The following is a 16094-nucleotide window of genomic DNA, read 5'->3' on the forward strand; positions in this document are numbered from 1 at the left end:
CCCGTGATGGTGGAATTAGGCGATGACAACATCGAGCGCCTTGCAGAAACTTTGCATGTCACTTTCGGATCCTACGGTGATGCGTGAACAGTTTGGCCATATGGGCCAGTTACGCCCGATAAGGACACCCTGTTTTGCAAATGCTTCCCGCACGGGTTTGGCCGGGCGTTTCCAGTCAACGATGAACATGTTCGCCATACTGGGGATATAGGAGATCCCACGCTGGCGCAGGTGTGCGAATGTCATTTCCCGATTGGCAATCATCTGATTGCGACGCTGGACGATTTCCTGCGCGCGCGTGACACTGGCAAGTCCGGTTGCAAGTGCCACGGTGGAGAGCATGAAGGATTGTGAAAACCCGTCATAGCGCATCATTTTTTCCAGCAGGTCAGGACGCCCCATACTGAGGCCAAGGCGCAGTCCTGCCATGCCAAATAGTTTGGAGAATGTGCGCAATACGATCACATCCTTGCCCGCTGCCACAAGGGAGGCGGCGCTGCGTGTGCCCGAAAAATGGATATACGCTTCATCCACCAGGATGATCGACCCTGCCGGTTTATGGGCAAGCAGCCATTCGATATCTTCGATGGGTGTCACCGTGCCGGTGGGATTGTTTGGCGAGCAGATATAATAAACACCTGCGTTCGGATCGGCCGCCAGCATGGCGCGTACATCCGTTTTCCAGTGTTTTTCGCGCCGCAGAGGAACCTTCGCCAGCGGGACCTTCAGCCATTCGGCCGTTTCCCATGAGGGTTCATAGGTCGGGTCCAGCGTGACAAGCCCGCGTTGCGGTGAACAGAACGTCACGATGGTGCGACATAGCGGATCACCAGATCCCGGCCATGGCATGATATGGTCAGCCGGTACGCCCTCGATCTCGGCCACAGCCTTGATCAGTGCCTGACGGTTGCCGTTGGGCCAGTAACGATTTCCCTGCGCCACCATGGCGACGCCGGCACGGACGCCTTCTTCCATGGGGCCGGTCCACCATTCGTTGCTGTCAATCAGCACCTTGCCTGCGTTATCGCCTGCCGACGCCACAACCCCGCGTGCCTGCGCGATCCGTCCCGGCAGGGACGCCAGCGCAAGGCCCGTGCCCAGAAGCGCCCCGATCCGGCCAAACTGCCGACGCGAATATCCCCGCTGCAACAGGTCGCGTTGGGCGTCAGCCGACAAAGTCGCATCCGTATTCATATATGCGTTCCTCGTTATATCAGGGTGATGGCACGCGACATTCCACGGCCATCATTATGAATACGCATCATGCAGGGTTATTCGTTACGATCAAGTTCCATTATGAAAAACATATCGTAATGATCATGTTGCCATCGCGGGTGTTGCCTTATGAACATGGTCGCGTGGGATGCTCAGCCCCCGATGGAGGCCCGGCGCAGGGGCATCGTCATGCAATGCACGCTGCCCCCGCCGCGCGAAAACTGGTCAAGATGTGGTGTCAGGACCTCCATCCCTTCCGCACGTATCATCTGGTTGATTCGCGTGCTGTGATGCGGGCTGATGACCCGTCCCTTCCCAAGGGCGAGGACATTGCATCCCATGCCCTCCATTGCTTCCTTATAAGTGACGGACAGCAGGCGTATGCCCTGCGCCCGCAACCATGCGAGGTCGGCATCAGGCAGGACATCAGTGACGGCGATGGCCGTATCATCATTGATCATTGTAAAGATGACATCCAGATGCAGGAAATGTGCCGGGAATCGGATCAGGCGGCAGGTCCAGCCTTCTTGCGTGAACCAGTCTGTGAACTGCCGGGCGCCGACTTCGTCGGTGCGCCCACCGCTTACGCCCACAACCAGCAGGCCAGGACGTATGAAATGTATGTCGCCGCCTTCGATATGGCCCTGGGTGCAGGTTTTCCAGACTTCACCCGACGCATGGAACTGCCGCACCGGTCCTTCTTCCGCGCGGCGTTCGGGACGCGCCAGACGGGTAATGACCGTGCCGAATGGCGTGGTCTGTGAACTGTCACGGGTATATACCTCGTACGGCATGCCGGGCTGTGGCGTCAGGAAATGGCAGTTGACGTCCGCCATGCGCAGGGCGTCTACCAGCTCTTCAAACTGTGACAGCATGTCCGCATGATTGGTGCGCTGGCCACGGGCCAGCGTCTGAATCGCGATATCGTTGCTTGGTATCCATGAATAATGTTCCGGCCGGCACAACAGCACATCGGCCAGATCGCCGCTTTCGCTGTCTATGAACCAGTGGTTTGTATTCATTACGTCACAATCCCGCAGATAAAAGCACCCCCGCATCGCAGGGAAAGACAGCAGCGTAGCAATGCGGCAGATATGACGGGATAGGAATGATACAGAGTTCACTTTGGTTTTTTATTAACCACACGCAATCAAAAAACCTGTTTGTGCGCAGACACATATTGTTGCATTCTCTGGACAATCTGGAGCGGGCAAGTAACGATCAGCGGACTTTGCCAGTCATATCCATCTGACTGAAGACATCCTGAGCGTTATCCCGCAGGCACCATGGACGGACCCCGACGCACATGACAGCCCCATCAATGACCCTTTCCTCCCCTTCCCTGCCATCCACAAAGCGGATGGCCGCGGGCCGACGCCGGGGTGGTGGTTTCCGTGGCCAGGTGGCCGAAGTGGACCTCAGGCTGCTGCGTGTCTTTCGCACCGTTGCCGAACGCGGCGGATTCTCCGCAGCCGAAATCGCGCTGGGCAAAAGCAAATCTTCCATCAGCATTGATATCTCTGCCCTGGAAAGCCGCCTCAACATCAAGCTGTGCCAGCGTGGGCGCAGCGGCTTTGCCCTGACGGGTGAAGGGCGCATGGTGCTGGAGGCCACGGAGGAGTTGCTGACGGATATCGAGCGTTTCCAGCAGCGCATCAATACAGCAAGCGGTATCCTGTCGGGACGTTTTTCGCTGTATATGCCAGATAATATCCTGATTCACGGCGAAACGGCGGTCATACGCGCCATCAAGACCTTTACCGCGCGCCATCCCGCGGTTTTCATGAACATGTGTTCCGCATCCCCGCGTGAAGTGGAACTTGCGGTGCTTGACGGGCGCGCCACGGCGGGCATCGTGCTGCATGGGCATCATCGGCCGGATATGCAAAGTACGGCGCTGTTTACGGAATCCCTTGGTCTGTACTGCGCCATGACGCATCCACTGGCACGGGTGGAAGAAGCGGACATTACGTTTGATATCCTGAAACAGCAGCGCATGATCGAGGTTTCCAGCGCGGTTTCTTCTGCCGCATGGGATCGGATCAGGGGGCAGATGACGTTTTGTGCTGGCGCGGAAAACGTGGATGCCCGTGCCCTGCTGATTCTTTCGGGGAATTATATTGGTTTCCTGCCAGAGGCATATGCCCGGCCCCTGGTTGATGACGGGCTGTTGCGCCAGATCGCGCCCGACAGCCTGCGTCTGATGACCAGCTTTCATTTCCTGGTGCGCCCGTCCCCCGATACAAGTATGATGATCGAAACATTCCGCACGATACTGGAAGACTCATATTGAGATCTTCCACCCCTCATGCAGTTACGGGCCTTCAGTTCGTTTGTTTCTGTCTTCTTTTGTTGTTTTTTCCCGGGTGCCTGCTCCGGGCGCAATCGTCCCCTGTGCCGGGATTTATCCATGATGGCGTCCTGAACGTCTGTACCAATCCCACGCTGCCGCCCATGACTTTCATGAAACATGCGGGGGGTGATACGGACATGCCCTCCGGTGTGGATATCGACCTTGCCCGTGCGCTGGCGGGATACTGGCATGTACGGCTGGAGGTATCCTCCATGGATTTCGTGGGGCTGCTCCCATCCCTCGTGGCGGGCAGGTGCGGGCTTGTCGCAAGCGGGGTTACGCGCCTGCCCAGTCGGGAGCGGAGTTTTGATGCGGTTCCCTATCTGGATACGGCGCTGGTGGTTGTCGCACCGGCGACGACGCCACCGATAGATCGTATGTCCGACCTGTCGGGCCGGCGTATTGCCGTGCAGGCGGGCACCAGTTACACCGCCATGGTCGAGCATCTGAATGAGCAGCTTGTGGCGCAGCATCGAGCGCCCATTGAAATCCAGCAGTACCCCACCGAGGAAAACGTGGTGCAGCAGGTTCTGCTGGGGCGGGATTTTGCCTTCATCAGCCAGGATGTGGAGATATATTTTCGCCAGAAGCAGCTTCATGGCAGGGTGCATGTCATCCTGCGTACCGATGATACGGATTATCGGCAGTTTGCCCTATATATGCGCAAGGACGCGCAGGACCATGAGGCCCTGCGGCATGCGATTGCCGTTTTGTCTGCCAATGGGCAGATCAATGCCATTGCGCGCAGGTGGTCGATCAACCCGGTCGGTGCCACGGACCTGACAGCAGGGCCTGTCATCACCTTTGCATGGGGGGATTTTTTCCGTGCGCTGGCATCGGGGGCATTTCTTCGTGGTGCGGGTGTGACACTCCTGCTGGCACTGGCGTCGCATGTGACGGCCATCATCATTTCCATTCCCATCGCCCTGCGGCTTGGGGGGAAGCCGGGCCCTGTACGTGCGCTGCTGGGCCTGTACATCTATATATTCCGCGCAGTACCAACCCTGCTGCAGCTCCTGTTTGTATGGAACGCATTGCCGCAGTTCTGTCCCATATTCAGGGAGGCATGGTTTTCACCCTTCCTTGCTGCGTGGATATCCCTGTCGTTGAATGAGAGTGCCTATCAGGCGGAAATCAACCGCTCTGCCCTTGTGGCGGTGGATGCGGGGCAGATTGCGGCGGCACGTGCGTTGGGAATGGGAACGGGGCAGACATATCGCCATGTGGTCTTCCCACAGGCATTGCGCATTGCCCTGCCCCCCACGCTCAATGACTTTATTACCCTGCTGAAGACGACCTCGCTTGCATCTGTCATTTCACTGCACGAGCTTCTGTCCGTGGCGCAGGTGGAGGTCGCGCGGAGTTTCGAATTCAGCGAATATTATGCGGCGGCTCTTGTCTATTACCTGTTGATGGTGCTGTTTTTTATCATGTTGCAGAAAATCATGGAACATCGCCTTGGGTGGCCGATCCATGGGGCAGGTGCGCATGAACGTTGATTCCGACCCCGTGATGGTGCCACGGCCAATTGTCGTGGCGGCCCGTGCATTATGCAGGAAACGCGGGGAGATGTACCTGCTGGACAATATCAACCTTGATATCCTCAAAGGAGAGAAGATCGCTGTCCTTGGCCCCTCTGGGGCGGGTAAATCCACCCTGATCCGCTGTTTTAACCAGACAGAGGTGCATGACAGTGGCACCCTGTCAATTGATGGGCAGGTGATCGACCGCACGACCGACCTTGTGAAGCTGCGGGGTATGGTGGGGCTGGTTTTTCAGACATATCACCTGTTTCCGCACCTGAGTGTGCTTGATAATTGCACCCTCGCCCCACGGCTTGTACGCGATATGCCGCTGATGCAGGCGCGTGCCCTTGCACTCGGCTTTCTGGAGCAGGTGGGTATCAGTGAACAGGCGGAGATGTATCCGCATCAGCTTTCCGGGGGACAGCAGCAGCGCGTGGCAATTGCACGCGCATTATGTATGCAGCCCCGGATCATGCTGTTTGACGAACCGACGGCCGCCCTTGACCCGGAAGCCATCCGTGGGGTGATGAACATCATCAATGAATTATGTGCCGCAGGTATCACGGCCATTTTCGTCACCCACGAAATGGGGTTTGCCCGCCATGTGGCCGATCGCATCGTTTTTATGGATCGTGGCAGGATACTTGAAACCACCCCTGCCACGTCTTTTTTCGAGGCCCCGCGCAGCACGCGGGCGCGGATATTCCTTGACCGTATGCTGTGCCTCTAGAGCATTTTTACCGAAAACCGGTTCGGTGAAACTGCTCCAGTTTATTGTTTTTACGGGCATCTTCACCTGTTTGAATGCACGCATTCAAACAGGATCTGCTCTAGTTCATCTGCCTGACCGTAATCCAGATGTCGCCTTGTTTGAAAAAGGCGGCATCTTTCATAGGATTTAGGAAAAATATTCAGGGCGCCACGTGAGTGTCAGGCGCCCCCTATGCTTGCCGCGCGCGTTCCCAGCCCCGCACCAGTGGCAGCAGGAGTGCGAATACAAGGGTTGCCGCCCCGGCCACAAAGGCAAGGTTACGAAACAGCGTCCCATAGATCACCAGCGTCTGTGCTGCATCAGTACCACTTTCCCCCGCATTGTCGATCGCCGCCAGATTGGCAACCATGCTGCCGACATACATGGCAAACCCGATCAGCACATAAAAACAGCCCGCCATGAAGGCGCTGATACGTTGGGGAACATATCGGGCGATCGCGGCAAGCCCGAGGCTGTTGAGCATCAGTTCACCGATCGACAGGGGAGCATATCCGAACAGCATCCACCATGGTGAGACCTGATTGGTCGCACACAGGCGCGTGCTGATCCACCACATCACGAATGACAGGGTGACACAGGCAAAGCCGATGACGAATTTCCCGGCGATGCTGATATCTGCGTTTCGGCGTCCCAGCCAGTTATATATCGTGATCAGCATGGGGGTGCCCAGCATGATCCAAAAGGGATTGAACGCCTGGAACTGGCCCGCCGACATGGAAAACAGATGCAGCCCGAACAGGGTGAAATCCTTGCTGACGTTGCGCAGGGTAAATAATGTCAGCGACGTCACCATCTGCTGATAGAAGACGAAGTAGAGCGCAACTTCAAATGTCAGCAGATATATGATCTTCAGGCCGGGGCGTTCATGCGGTGCGGCGCGGACATACAGGAATATCCATGCCGCCATGATCGTCAGGCCGGACGCGATGACCAGCATTCCCTGAATTGAATTGGATTCAAAGATGCGGGCGATGACCGCGATGGCCGCCAGCGTCGCCGCGGCGATCGTGATGGTGCGACGCAGGGGGACGTGTGTGAAATCCGGCGTCGTGCCAATGCCATCCAGCCTGCGGCGGCGCAGGAAATAGGCCACGATCCCCAGCACCAGCCCAACACCACATGATGTGAACGCCGTGGCCCAACCATATGTCTGTTGCAGCCATGGTGTCAGGACAAGGGAGAAGGTGGAGCCGATATTGACCGACATGTAATATATCGTAAAGGCCACATCGAGCTTCTGTTCCTGATCGCGATAGATCAGGTTGACCGTGTTGCAGGAGTTGGGTTTGAAAAAACCGTTTCCCACCGCAATGACGGCCATCCCGAGGAACAGGGAATGTGCGTTGCCCGTCATCCCCCCAAGCAGAAGGTAGCCGGTCGCAAGGATGATGGCGCCCATCACCATTGTCCGTCGCGACCCCAGCACCTGATCACCCAGCCATCCGCCCACTACCGGCGCGGCATAGGTCATGGCCGCGAAACTGCCCCACAGCATGTTGGCCTGTGTGTCATGCATGCCCAGTTTCTGGACCATGTACAACAGCAGGATCGCCTGCATGCCATAAAACCCGAACCGCTCCCATATCTCGATGGCAAGGACGACCCGGAACGCGGCGGACCTGCCAGACGCCGACATGGGTTCCATGTCGGCGTCACTGTCTGAACTCTGCATTCACATGCACTCAGGGCACGACCGGAAGCCATACGGCCGTAGGATGGGCGTGGTCGTGATAGATTTCCTGCGTGGCAACCGTATAGTCCTCCTTGGTGGCTTGCAGGATATTGGGGACAAATTTCTGCGGGTTGCGGTCATATAACGGGAACTGGCTGGACTGGATCTGGATCATGATCCGGTGTCCAGGTTCAAAGACATGATTGACTGCCGGCAATGTGAAGCGATAGCGCGTCGGCTGTCCCGGCACGATGGCGGTGGGTTTGTCAAAGCCCTGGCGGTAACGTCCGCGGAAGATATCCATCGACACCGCCAGTTCATACCCGCCCATTTCAGGCCGGTCGGCAGTCGTCGGCGGATTGACGTCAATGACCTTTACCACCCAGTCGGCATCCGTCCCGGTGGTTGCGGCATAAATGTCGGCCGTCGGGACGCCGCTGACCTTGACCGGCGCGGTCAGGACCGGGGTTTCATAGGTCACGACATCGGGACGGCTTTCGGCAAAGCGCTGATCCTGTACCAGCCACGTCTTCCAGCGATCGGAATCTGAAACAAAGGAGAACGGACGGGCCAGGAAGGGAACCGGATGCTGCGGGTCCGAGATGTAATGATCCGACGCCTGTTCGTCATGGGTGGGCTGGCGGGTCGACAGGGCATGTTCCGCATGGAGGTAGAAAGGTTGCAGCGAATGGGGACAATGTTCGTCACATGCCAGTGGCCAGCGGTCGAGATAGTCCCAGTGGTTCTTGCCGGTGTTATAGATAATCGCTTCGGGCAGGTGAACGGTGGCGGAACCGGGCCGCAGGTACTGGTCAAAGAAGGGGCGCAGCACATCATGCCGGAACTGCGAAGCGGTATCGCCGTTCCATTGTAACGGACCCAGGGAGGAGCCGTTATAATTGACCTGGCTGTGGCGCCATGGCCCCATGACCAGGACATTCGGCACGGTCGGGGCCGTTGCCTGAAGGGCCTGCCATGTATGGATGGCGCCCCACATGTCCTCCTGATCCCACAATCCCTGTTCCCATAAGGTCGGGACGCTTGTCTTGCGCTGCGCCAGCAGGTGATCAAGCGCCTGCTGCTGCCAGAAGGCGTCGTAGGCGGGATGGGCCAGCATGCGCTGCCACCACGGGAATTGGTCCAGCCCCGCATTATGCGCGAACTGTCCGGCGGAACCGGCGGTCAGGAAATTGGTGTAATCGTCATGGTCGATACGCGGGATGGCATGGCCTTCCGCGCGTTCGGACATCTGCATGGTGAAATAATCAAGCCCACCCTGACGGAACACGCCATAATGATACCAGTCATCACCCATCCAGCCATCGACCATCGGGCTTTCGGGGGCGGCAACCTTCAATGCCGGATGTGGGTCAAGCAGCGCCATGACCACCGTATAACCTTCGTAAGAAGAGCCGAGCATGCCCACGCGGCCATTGCTTTCGGGCAGGTTATGGACCAGCCATTCAATTGTATCCCACGCATCGGTGGTTTCATCCGTTTTCGTGGGGTTCAGCGGACCACGCGGCGGGCGGGTCATGACGTAATCCCCTTCGGAGCCGTACTTGCCACGGATGTCCTGAAACACCCGGATATAGCCGCCTTCGACGAACGTATCGTCGCCTTCAGGCAGGATGGAGCGGATGTCGGGGGCATCAGGAATGCGGTTCGCCCGCGCCGAGGCATGATAGGGGGTGCGCGTCAGCAGGATTGGCGCGCCAGATGCATCCTTGGGGATAACGATGACCGTATGCAGCTTCACACCGTCGCGCATCGGGATCATGACGTCACGCTTGACATAATTGCGCGCGCTGGTGGGGAAAACCACATGGGCGGGAATATCGCTGCCGGTCTGTACCATCAGTGCGGAGGCATCGGTCGTCGCGGTTGCCTTTGTCGCAGCGTGCGTGTCCGCCGCAAGGCAGCGTTCAGCCAGCGCACCTGACGATACGCCTGCAATCATGATTGCCAGTGACGGCAGGTGCCGCCAGGAAAGCCGTTTCATGTCATTGCACTCCAGTGTTGCCCATGGGGCGTTATCGTTGCATTGCCCTTATCATAGCAATGGTCGGTTCCGAACGCCCAAAAACACCTTGGTGCGGGATCGGGTGTAAAAACTGCATCTTGGGGGCTGCCCCCTTCCCTTCCCTTCCCGCCATGGGTGCGGACCAGTGGAGGTGCCCCAATGGCGGCCGGTCAGTGGGCGGCGTGCGATGCCTGCGTTGGCTGTTTCATTAACTTTACATAACAACAAAGGAAACCGTTACGGTTTGTGGCTATGACAGGAATGGTAATAACATTCCGTAACGGAGGATGATTGTGCGTTTTGCAGATGACGAAGGTTCAGGCAGGTTTTCAGGGCCACGTATGCGGCCCATGCTGGCACTTCCCGTGCTGGCGCTGCTTGCAGGGGGTGCCGCCCACGCCGCACCAATAGCAGCAGGCCATGCATCGTCGCCCGAACTGACGCCGGGGGGATTGCCCACGACTGTTGTGCCCGCAGCCTATCGTATCAGTGTCGATACCGATATGAAGGCCCTCGTACTGAGTGGTCATGAAGATATCGACCTGACGGTGACACAGCCGGTGGGGCAGATCATATTGAATCAGGCGGGCCTGAAGCTTGAGTCCGCAAGCGTTGATGGCACCGCCCTGCGGATTTCACAAGACGAGGCTGCCCAGACCGCGACGTTGAGCGTCCCTGTCCCGGGGCAGCTTCCGGCGGGGCGGCATGTGCTGTCGATCCGCTATACCGGGCCAATCCCCCAGACCCCCAACGGTATCTATTATGACGATTACCGTGATCCGAAGGGGCGGAAAAAGCGGATGCTGGTGACGCAGTTCGAAGTCGCCGATGCCCGTCGCATGTTCCCAAGCTGGGACGAGCCGGGCCTGAAGGCGACCTATCAACTGAGCGTGCGTGTGCCGCGCGCCTATACCGCCGTCAGTAACATGCCGGTCACCTCGGTCACAAAGGCGGCAGGAAGGACGAAATACGTCAATTTTGCCACCACGCCACGTATGTCCAGCTATCTCCTTGCCGTGGTGGCTGGCGACCTTGGTGCGGTGCATGGCAAGGCGGGTGACACACCCATCAATGTTTACGCCCCCAGCGGGGAGCAGAAGAACGGTGAATACGCGCTTGGCGCGGCAACCGACATCTTGCCTTATTATAACCAGTATTTTGGCGTTCCCTATCCCCTGCCCAAGCTGGACCTGCTGGCCATTCCCGGCAATTACGAAGCGGGGGCCATGGAAAACTGGGGGGCGATGACGTTCATTGACGACGCTGTCCTGTTTGACCCAAGCCGTAGTTCCCCCGAAACCCGTGAATGGGTGTACCTGGTGGTCGCACATGAAATGGCGCACCAGTGGTCAGGCGACCTTGTGACCATGGGATGGTGGAATGACATCTGGTTGAACGAGGGTTTTGCCTCGTGGATGGAAACCAAGGCCACCAATCATTTCAATCCGGGATGGGAAATCTGGCCGCGCCAGCATTCCGATCGCGAAGCGGCGATGGCGCTGGATGCACAATCCACCACCCACCCCATCCAGCAGACAATCCATGACGTAAGCGAGGCCAGCAGCGCATTTGACCGGATCAGCTACCAAAAGGGTGAGCAGGTGATCCGCATGGTCGAAAACTGGCTGGGCGAGGACCGTTTCCGTGATGGCATGCGCGATTACATGAAGGCCCATGCCTATGGCAATGCGACCAGCGATGACCTGTGGGCCGCGCTGTCGCATGCCTCGGGTCAGGATATCGGCGCGGTTGCGCGTAGCTTTGTCGAGCAGCCAGGAATCCCGCAGGTCAATGTTGCCCGCCGGTGTGTGGCGGGTGAAACTGTCCTGACGCTGACACAGGGCCGCTTTACCATCCATGATCCCCATGCAGCCGCGCTGAAGTGGAAGGTGCCGGTCATTGCGGGAACAGCTGGTGGCGATGTCCACAAGATCCTGCTGGGCAAGGCCCCATCCACCCTGCGTATTGCGGGATGTGACCATGCGATCAAGATCAACCTTGGTGAAAATGGGTATTACCGTACCCGCTATGACGCGGCATCCCTTGCGCTTCTGCAAAAGGAGTTTGCTTCCTTCGGGCCGGCGGACCGTGCCAATATCCTGGGTGACGAGTTTGCGATGTTCCAGTCCGGGCAGGCATCGTTAAAGGATTACCTGTCACTGGTGGCCAACCTTCCGGCCACCCAGGAAGCTGATATCGCCGTCTGGCAGGATACAATTTCGCATCTGCAGGCCCTTGATGTCATGATGACGGGAACGCCGGCGCAGGGACGGTTCCACGATTTTGCCCGTTCCATCCTTCAAGGACAGATGCAGCGCCTTGGCTGGGATGTGCGTGCGGATGAACCCTTTACCGATACCCTGCTGCGTCCCAAGGTGATCGACGCATTGGGCCAGTTCGGGGATCGCGCAATCATTACCGAGGCGCAGGGACGTTTTGAAAAATACCTGAAATCCTCTAAATCCCTGCCCGCCAGCCTGATTGATCCCGTTGCCACGATCGCAGGGCGTGAAGCAGATGGCAAAACATATGACCAGATCGAAAATGTCATCCGCAAGGCACCGGATACAGAACAGAAGCTGCGTTTCTTTGGCGCGCTGGCTGCATCACATGACACGGCGTTGACACGACGTACGGTTGCCTTCGCCTATAGCGGGAGCATTCCCAACGGACGTATCGTAAGATCGCTGGCGGTTGTCGCACGTGAAAGCGGACATCCTGACGAAGTCTGGAATATTGTTCTGGAAAATCAGGATGACATCAGGAAACTTCTGGCGCCATGGTCGCAGGAAAAACTGTTGCCCGCAGTTGCGGGAGAAACGGTGAATCCCGATATCGCCAAAGCATTGTTGAGTAATCCGTCCAGCACGTCTTCGCGTGGCAGCCTGATTTCGGCGCGACAGGCAGCAGACAAGATCCTGTCCAATGCGGAGATTTATGCACGTGCGCGGACGCAACTGACTGAATGGATGCAGGAGAGGAACATTAAATAAAAACAAATATAAACTTAAATAATAACACTACATTGTGTTGTCTTTTGGCAACTAAAAGTAGTTAATGTTATAGTTTTATATATTTGTATTGAACGCAGATGTTTCCGCCTTTGTAATGATATTACCGATAGTTCATGAATCGGCTCATCACAAAGGGGAACTCTATGAAGAAAATAAATATTCCCCTGCTGCATTGCACGTTAATGCAGCAGGGAGAACCTGCCTCTTTGAACAAAAGCAGCATCGGCGCCTATCGGGTCCTGCACCCGTCAGCCACGATGGCCGTCGCCCTGATGGCGACGACATGCGCCGGGCTTTACAGTAATGCTGTCCGCGCGCAGGACAGTGCGACGGCGGTTTCGGCGTCGGCGCCGGCGTCGGCGTCAGGGGGCACGTCGCATGGGCATCATGCCCAATCCGCCACCTCCACGACGCCTGCCCGGACCGTACCCCAGGCAGAGGCAACGCCGGTTGCCACCGCACCGACGGCTGCCACACCTGCACAGGGTGCGGGCACGACCGTGGCCAGCCCGAAAAGCAAGATGGAGGAAATCTATGTCCGGGCGCAGCGCCGCCTGCTGCGTGAAAAAGATTCCCCAAGTGCGGCGACCGTTCTGGGCGAAGATCATATCCGCCAGGCTGGTATCACGGGCAGTATCGTTTCCATCCTGCGTGATGCCCCATCGGTCAATGTCTATTCACAGGGGATCGGTAATAATGAACCGGTCATGTCCATCCGTGGTGCACGTGGGTCAGAGGTTGCCTCCACCCTTGATGGCGTGCCGATGCAGGATCTTCTGAACGGGGGATCGGGTGGCTACCTCAACAGCATCATCGGCGGGCGGTTCAATCTTGATCAGATCAGTGGCGTGACGATCATGCCTGGTGTCGCCTACCCTGCCTCCACGACGTTTGGTACGATTGGTGGCACCATTGATTATCACAGCCTGCGCCCGGCGCAAAAAAGGCAGATTGATATTTTCGGCTCTCTTGGAAGTTATGGCACCTATAACGAGGGCTTCCAGTTCGATAGCGGCAAACTCAATGGCTGGATGGGTGAAGGGATCAATGCCCCGCGCCTGATGATCAAATATTCCAACATGCAGACACGTGGGTATATCGACCATACCCCCGCGCGTTACAACAACATGGAATTTGCTTTTGACAAGCCATATGACGATGGCATGTCATTGTTCCAGTTAACGGCCCTGTATAATACCGGATCAGGGAAATTCGTGGCAGAGCCATTGCCCATCGCCTATCTGAATGAATATGGGAAATATGCGAATTATGACCCAAGTCAGGCATTCAGTTCAGAAAACAACGATTATTTTACCCTGATCCTGAAAAATGATAAATATATCAATGATTATATTACAGCGGGCGTAACAGGTTTTTACGAATTTTCTGATTCGACCATGGAAAGCTATGCCAATCCCGCAGCTTTTGCGCCCAATGGGGGCAGTGGTGCCTATGACCCGCCCGGCACAAGCATCTTTGCCCAGAACCCGGCAGGTTTTGGTGAGCAGGGATTGTATGGGTATGGGAACCTCTTTTATGACCCTCAGGTCTATACCTATGACGGGGCATCACGTTTTCCCGCCGGTTCCGCCGCCTGTCCCAGTAGTGTCGCAAATATGTGGAGTGCCGCCGGACAGGCCAGCCCGTGCGGATATAATGCGCAGCTTTCGTATACCCGCACTGATACCTACGGCATCCGTCCACGCCTGACGATTACGCCCCCGACAGTGTGGGGCATACAGCAGACCATCAAGGTAGGCGCATTGATTGCAAAGGAAACCGGCAACAGTTCCCCGACATATGCATGGGGCACATCAAATATTCCCCGTACCTCATCAAACCTGATCAGCGGGTATGACGGGGGACCGCAGCGTGTCATGTACCAGGGGTATTTCCAGGATAAAATTGACCTGTTCAAGAACACCCTTCATATCACGCCAGGTTTTGTGGTCGAAGGAACCCAGTCCAGCCTGACGGGCAGCAAGATCTATGGCGGGACAGTGCCAGCCGGCCTTGCATCTAGCGCATATTGCCAACAATACGGATGTGGCACCGGTGCCTATAGCGCCCATAAATGGGATCGTGAATGGCTGCCGTTCATTAACGTGACATATGACCTTGATAAGGTCCTGCCTGCGGCCAAGGGCCTGTCATTGTATGGAAGTTGGGGGAATTCCGCCCTGTATGCCCCGACATCGGATTTTTCGCCCGAAGTCATGGGAAGTGTGCCCAACGCCTCCATCGTTCATATGGCGGAAGGTGGTATCAAGTATAACCGCTCTAACCTGACTGTCTCCATTGATTATTTCTATCAGAAGATTGATCGGGACTTTGGCATGTTCAATTATCAGTCTGGTCCCGATGCAGGCATGTCAATTTATACCAACGCAGGACAGCGTGCCATGAAGGGCGAGGAAATGTCGGTGGTCTATCAGGTCACGCCGCAGATCCAGCTCTTTGGCAATTTCTCTCACCTCAGCGATCATTATAAGGCGACGGCGCTGGAATCCATCTCGGTTCAGGAAGATCAGTTCGGTATTGCGACGAACGGCTCCCCTGTGACCGGTGTACCACAATGGCTGTCGACGATCGGCATTGATTACAACAAACGCAGCATGTTCCGTCACGGCGACGATTTCAATGTACGCTTTCAGGGACAGTATACCGGGCATCAATATACAAGCTATGACCTGACGGGCAGCGAGAATGTCGGCCCGATTCCTGGTATCGGCAGCTATGGAAGCTATGCCTATTATAATGCCACGGCGGGTTCCACGACGTATGACCCACATGGCGGCATCGCGCCTTATATGATCTTCTCGCTTGATCTCAATTACGAAATGCCCCTGAAGAATGCCGGGCCACTCAAGTCCCTGAACTTCGACGTGAATGTCTATAACCTGTTCAATACGTTCTACTGGCAGTACAAATATCGCCAGATTTCCCCCTCTTCATGCGGGAATTTCACCAGCGGTCCGTTCGCCGGACAGGCGGTGAGCAATTATGGCTGCTCCAAGCAGTTCAGTGACGGTCTTCCCGGCCAGCCTGCCAGCGTGACCTTCAGCGTCCGTGCGCGTTTTGGCTGATATCTGGATGGTTGTGACTCTGGCAATCACGTGAAAATTGGCGGGGTGCATCGCGCGGCTGGTTCGTGGCGATGCACCTTTTGCCTCTACTCTTATTGTTATGACAACAGACGGCGAAGCAAAACCTATTCAATATGGTATGTAATTTCAATTAACATCATCAAAAAAAGAATGAATGACAGGATGCTGGCAAAGAGGTTCGTGCATAGGTTTGCAAGATCATTATCTTTGGAATGTACATTTCATATTTTATCTTTCGAAAAATATGATATTTTATCGTGAATGTTATTCTGCCGGTTTTGGCTAGGGCTTTTTGGATACAGCAAGCCCTAAAATGAATGTTTTATGTATTTTTTATGACATAAGCATGATGGGTCTGTGGAAAAATATTGTGATAACAGAATGATATCGATCTGTATCTGATGGAATATAT

Annotated in this window: 9 protein-coding genes; 5 read left to right on the forward strand and 4 right to left on the reverse strand. The window is 56.3% G+C overall.

All coding sequences use genetic code 11. The features are described 5' to 3' along the window. Window positions 1-15: 15 nt before the first annotated feature. Window positions 16-1194, reverse strand: coding sequence for a pyridoxal phosphate-dependent aminotransferase (locus FYB92_RS09180; protein ID WP_062808856.1), 1179 nt, complete (start codon window positions 1192-1194; stop codon window positions 16-18). Window positions 1195-1367: 173 nt separating this feature from the next. Next, window positions 1368-2237 (reverse strand): dimethylarginine dimethylaminohydrolase family protein, encoded by an 870-nt coding sequence (locus FYB92_RS09185; protein ID WP_075624296.1) that lies wholly within the window; start codon window positions 2235-2237, stop codon window positions 1368-1370. A gap of 299 nt (window positions 2238-2536) precedes the next feature. On the opposite strand from FYB92_RS09185, the gene FYB92_RS09190 reads away from it, so the two are divergent. The 3 genes from FYB92_RS09190 to FYB92_RS09200 all read left to right on the forward strand — a co-directional run bounded on the left by FYB92_RS09190 (window position 2537) and on the right by FYB92_RS09200 (window position 5824). Next, window positions 2537-3508, forward strand: a complete 972-nt coding sequence (locus FYB92_RS09190) for a LysR family transcriptional regulator (protein ID WP_003619997.1) — start codon at window positions 2537-2539, stop codon at window positions 3506-3508. Between the two features lie 101 nt (window positions 3509-3609). Continuing rightward, complete coding sequence (locus FYB92_RS09195) at window positions 3610-5067, forward strand: ABC transporter substrate-binding protein/permease (protein ID WP_332828507.1); 1458 nt, start codon at window positions 3610-3612, stop codon at window positions 5065-5067. Further along, window positions 5057-5824, forward strand: coding sequence for an amino acid ABC transporter ATP-binding protein (locus tag FYB92_RS09200; RefSeq protein WP_281649902.1), 768 nt, complete (start codon window positions 5057-5059; stop codon window positions 5822-5824). The genes FYB92_RS09195 and FYB92_RS09200 overlap by 11 nt, the downstream gene beginning before the upstream one ends. A gap of 211 nt (window positions 5825-6035) precedes the next feature. On the opposite strand, the gene FYB92_RS09205 is transcribed toward FYB92_RS09200, so the two are convergent. Together FYB92_RS09205 and FYB92_RS09210 are read right to left on the reverse strand one after the other, a co-directional pair. Then, complete coding sequence (locus FYB92_RS09205) at window positions 6036-7538, reverse strand: oligopeptide:H+ symporter (protein WP_332828508.1); 1503 nt, start codon at window positions 7536-7538, stop codon at window positions 6036-6038. A 10-nt stretch (window positions 7539-7548) separates the two neighbouring features. After that, window positions 7549-9540 carry a CocE/NonD family hydrolase gene (locus FYB92_RS09210; protein ID WP_003619990.1) on the reverse strand — a complete coding sequence of 664 codons (1992 nt, stop codon included), beginning with the start codon at window positions 9538-9540 and terminating at the stop codon, window positions 7549-7551. A 362-nt stretch (window positions 9541-9902) separates the two neighbouring features. Between FYB92_RS09210 and FYB92_RS09215 the strand changes: the two genes are divergently transcribed. Further along, the gene (locus tag FYB92_RS09215; protein WP_075631634.1) at window positions 9903-12554 is read left to right on the forward strand and encodes a M1 family aminopeptidase; all 2652 of its coding nucleotides are present in this window, start codon (window positions 9903-9905) and stop codon (window positions 12552-12554) included. Between the two features lie 227 nt (window positions 12555-12781). Continuing rightward, the gene (locus tag FYB92_RS09220; RefSeq protein WP_332828509.1) at window positions 12782-15661 is read left to right on the forward strand and encodes a TonB-dependent receptor domain-containing protein; all 2880 of its coding nucleotides are present in this window, start codon (window positions 12782-12784) and stop codon (window positions 15659-15661) included. The last annotated feature ends 433 nt before the right edge of the window (window positions 15662-16094 follow it).

This window comes from Novacetimonas sp. GS1, assembly GCF_036686925.1.
Classification (GTDB): Bacteria; Pseudomonadota; Alphaproteobacteria; order Acetobacterales; family Acetobacteraceae; genus Novacetimonas; species Novacetimonas hansenii.

Bases quoted from the DNA above. Each gene is read 5' to 3' on its own strand.
- FYB92_RS09180 (WP_062808856.1), bottom strand. From the start codon at position 1,194: ATGAATACGGATGCGACTTTGTCGGCTGACGCCCAACGCGACCTGTTG.
- FYB92_RS09185 (WP_075624296.1), bottom strand. From the start codon at position 2,237: ATGAATACAAACCACTGGTTCATAGACAGCGAAAGCGGCGATCTGGCC.
- FYB92_RS09190 (WP_003619997.1), top strand. From the start codon at position 2,537: ATGACCCTTTCCTCCCCTTCCCTGCCATCCACAAAGCGGATGGCCGCG.
- FYB92_RS09200 (WP_281649902.1), top strand. From the start codon at position 5,057: ATGAACGTTGATTCCGACCCCGTGATGGTGCCACGGCCAATTGTCGTG.
- FYB92_RS09205 (WP_332828508.1), bottom strand. From the start codon at position 7,538: ATGCAGAGTTCAGACAGTGACGCCGACATGGAACCCATGTCGGCGTCT.
- FYB92_RS09210 (WP_003619990.1), bottom strand. From the start codon at position 9,540: ATGAAACGGCTTTCCTGGCGGCACCTGCCGTCACTGGCAATCATGATT.
- FYB92_RS09215 (WP_075631634.1), top strand. From the start codon at position 9,903: ATGCGGCCCATGCTGGCACTTCCCGTGCTGGCGCTGCTTGCAGGGGGT.